Source organism: Pantoea sp. Mhis (genome assembly GCF_009830015.1).
This window is the reverse complement of record NZ_SZZX01000016.1, coordinates 1-3,060: the sequence shown is the minus strand read 5'-3', so window position 1 is coordinate 3,060 and position 3,060 is coordinate 1. Positions and strand designations below refer to the sequence as shown.

The 3,060-nt window shown below is 24.2% G+C and carries 4 protein-coding genes; 1 reads left to right on the top strand and 3 read right to left on the bottom strand.

What is annotated here, in order from left to right; genetic code table 11:
• Positions 1-253: 253 nt before the first annotated feature.
• Entirely contained in the window at positions 254-406 is a 153-nt protein-coding gene (locus FD727_RS04025) for a hypothetical protein (protein ID WP_159938897.1), read from the bottom strand.
• A gap of 1,173 nt (positions 407-1,579) precedes the next feature.
• A complete protein-coding gene (locus FD727_RS04020; RefSeq protein ID WP_159938899.1) occupies positions 1,580-1,789 on the bottom strand; it encodes a CsbD family protein in 210 nt (69 codons plus the stop codon).
• A 170-nt stretch (positions 1,790-1,959) separates the two neighbouring features.
• On the opposite strand from FD727_RS04020, the gene FD727_RS04015 reads away from it, so the two are divergent.
• Positions 1,960-2,112: a hypothetical protein gene (locus FD727_RS04015; RefSeq protein ID WP_159938897.1), complete on the top strand. Its 153-nt coding sequence runs from the start codon at positions 1,960-1,962 to the stop codon at positions 2,110-2,112.
• 788 nt (positions 2,113-2,900) lie between these two features.
• On the opposite strand, the gene FD727_RS04010 is transcribed toward FD727_RS04015, so the two are convergent.
• Positions 2,901-3,053, bottom strand: coding sequence for a hypothetical protein (locus FD727_RS04010; RefSeq protein ID WP_159938897.1), 153 nt, complete (start codon positions 3,051-3,053; stop codon positions 2,901-2,903).
• Positions 3,054-3,060 lie beyond the last annotated feature (7 nt).

Sequence of the window (3,060 nt, the reverse complement as noted above, 5' to 3'; positions counted from 1 at the left end):
TATCACAGAAAACATTTTTATTGATAGAAGTTAGCAAACCTAAAAATTTTTAATAGGTGCATATATTTTTTTATGTCAATCGCGATTTTTAATTCGAGTAAAATTTTTTACAACCCTCAAACTGAAGATGAACTCATTGTAGTGGTTTTTGGCTTCTACAATAGATCAGGAATACCTCTTATAAGCTCCTGAAGGCCATTTTTTGCGCTTCAAATAGTTTCTGTATTACTTTATACACATAGGCATGCAAAATTCACTCTTGGGGTGTTACAGCGCTTTTTACGTTAAAAGTAAAACGGCTCCTTAAATAGCTATAACCTTTCCAACTTTGGAGGAGAAAACCACTCATCGATTCAGCAACTGTTGATTCGCAATTGAGAAAATTTTTTAATAAAATGGAGTACAAAATAAAACACCCAAATAAGACAATATTTATGCACTAATGATCCTCTAAAAAATAAAGTTATCCACAGTCTTAACAGGCTTAATTATAATAAAGACTTATTATATAGTAAAGTATATATTAAAAATCTTTTCTTTACTTAAATGTATATAGTAAATTACTATTGTTAATATAGTATATTTATTTAAATATATATACGGTTCCTAAAAATCAACTTATAATAAACTTATACACAATCTTTTTCACAAGAAAATATAGCAATTTTTCCTTTTTCAAAATTCGCTTTTATTGGGCAATATTAAATCTGTATATGAAGCAATTTTAAAGTACGTTTTAATGTACAAAAAAGGAATAAAAGAAGTAGAACTATATTTGGATATATTCATTTATTGACTCTTAAATATTATTCTTAAACCTAAGAGACAAAAATAACAATAAAATAAAAATGAAATCTATAATTATTTAGAAAGTGAATTACAATTTCAAATTGTTTAAAATCCCAAAATATTTAATTGATTTTTTCTATCAAAAATGATATAAATTTTTTTAGTTTTATTTGTTAGAATTTAAATATAAAATGCCTATTTTCACTTCAAAAATAGAAAATAAAAATTATAAATTATATTAAAAACAATCTGATAGATATTAATAAGTCCCCGTTATATGGATAAAAATTAATTGTTTTCCTAATAGAAAATATGAATTTGTATTTTATCTATAATAAAAGAAGCTACTAGAACAAGAGATCTATAAATATGCTTTAAATATTAAAATAATCAAAAAAACTAATATAATGCTTAAAAAGCGATATTTAAGTATCGAAATACTTCGTCATTAAAATTATGTTTAATATACTAAATAAGTTAGTTAAAGAGAATATTAATTAAATAGAATGATTATAGATATTTAGATCTAAACAGATCATATTTACTAAATATAATAATTAGATAATTAAAATTTAATTTCCTATCTTATATATTTGACATTTATAAAATTTATTTATAGTAAAATGTATTTATTAACATAATTATTTATATTAAGTGATCTATTTGATTTTCTTTATATCAGAAGTGAGTTATTTATATAAATTTAAGTAAGGTTAAAAATTTTTATCTTATGCTTAAGGCAATTTATTTTATTCAGCCTGCACACTAAAATGTGCACAGGCTGAAATTTTTACAAGTGATGTTTATATCTGGTTTCTAGCTCTTTAATTTTAGTTTCGGCATCTTCTTGGCTATAACCGTAGTATTTTTGCAATTTACCGATTAATTGATCGCGTTTTCCATCTATAACAGTTAAATCTTCATCAGTAAGTTTACCCCATTGTTCCTTTAACTTACCTTTAAATTCTTTCCAATTACCACACATTGAATTTTGATTCATACTGTAACTCCTTTATTTTAAAATGTCGGAATTCAATATTAGTTATCAATTCAACAACGATTCTCTCTATATATTATTTAATAAAATAGCTATAGTTATAATTATAGCAGTATATATAATATTATTTACTACGCATGTTAAATTTATTCATATAAAATTATATTTTTATTTTGTACTCCATTTTATTAAAAAATTTTCTCAATTGCGAATCAACAGTTGCTGAATCGATGAGTGGTTTTCTCCTCCAAAGTTGGAAAGGTTATAGCTATTTAAGGAGCCGTTTTACTTTTAACGTAAAAAGCGCTGTAACACCCCAAGAGTGAATTTTGCATGCCTATGTGTATAAAGTAATACAGAAACTATTTGAAGCGCAAAAAATGGCCTTCAGGAGCTTATAAGAGGTATTCCTGATCTATTGTAGAAGCCAAAAACCACTACAATGAGTTCATCTTCAGTTTGAGGGTTGTAAAAAATTTTACTCGAATTAAAAATCGCGATTGACATAAAAAAATATATGCACCTATTAAAAATTTTTAGGTTTGCTAACTTCTATCAATAAAAATGTTTTCTGTGATAAAAAACTTTCTATTTCTAATTTTGTATTAAAAGCCTTTTTTTTGAAAAAAATATTAAAATAACAAAATTAGAAATGATTTGTTTAATAAAATGAAAATTTCAAAATAAATGAACATTGATTTATTTTGAAAAAAAGATTAAAAATAGATATAAATAAGATTAAATATCTAAAATCTATTTTTATATTATAAATCTAAATTTTAATTTATTAAACATTAAAATAAATTAAAATCATTTAAAATAAGATGAAAAATTTATCGATATAAACTTCATTTTTTTATATATCACAGAAAACATTTTTATTGATAGAAGTTAGCAAACCTAAAAATTTTTAATAGGTGCATATATTTTTTTATGTCAATCGCGATTTTTAATTCGAGTAAAATTTTTTACAACCCTCAAACTGAAGATGAACTCATTGTAGTGGTTTTTGGCTTCTACAATAGATCAGGAATACCTCTTATAAGCTCCTGAAGGCCATTTTTTGCGCTTCAAATAGTTTCTGTATTACTTTATACACATAGGCATGCAAAATTCACTCTTGGGGTGTTACAGCGCTTTTTACGTTAAAAGTAAAACGGCTCCTTAAATAGCTATAACCTTTCCAACTTTGGAGGAGAAAACCACTCATCGATTCAGCAACTGTTGATTCGCAATTGAGAAAATTTTTTAATAAAATGGAGTACAAAATAAAA

Bases quoted from the DNA above. Each gene is read 5' to 3' on its own strand.
- FD727_RS04020 (WP_159938899.1), bottom strand. From the start codon at position 1,789: ATGAATCAAAATTCAATGTGTGGTAATTGGAAAGAATTTAAAGGTAAG.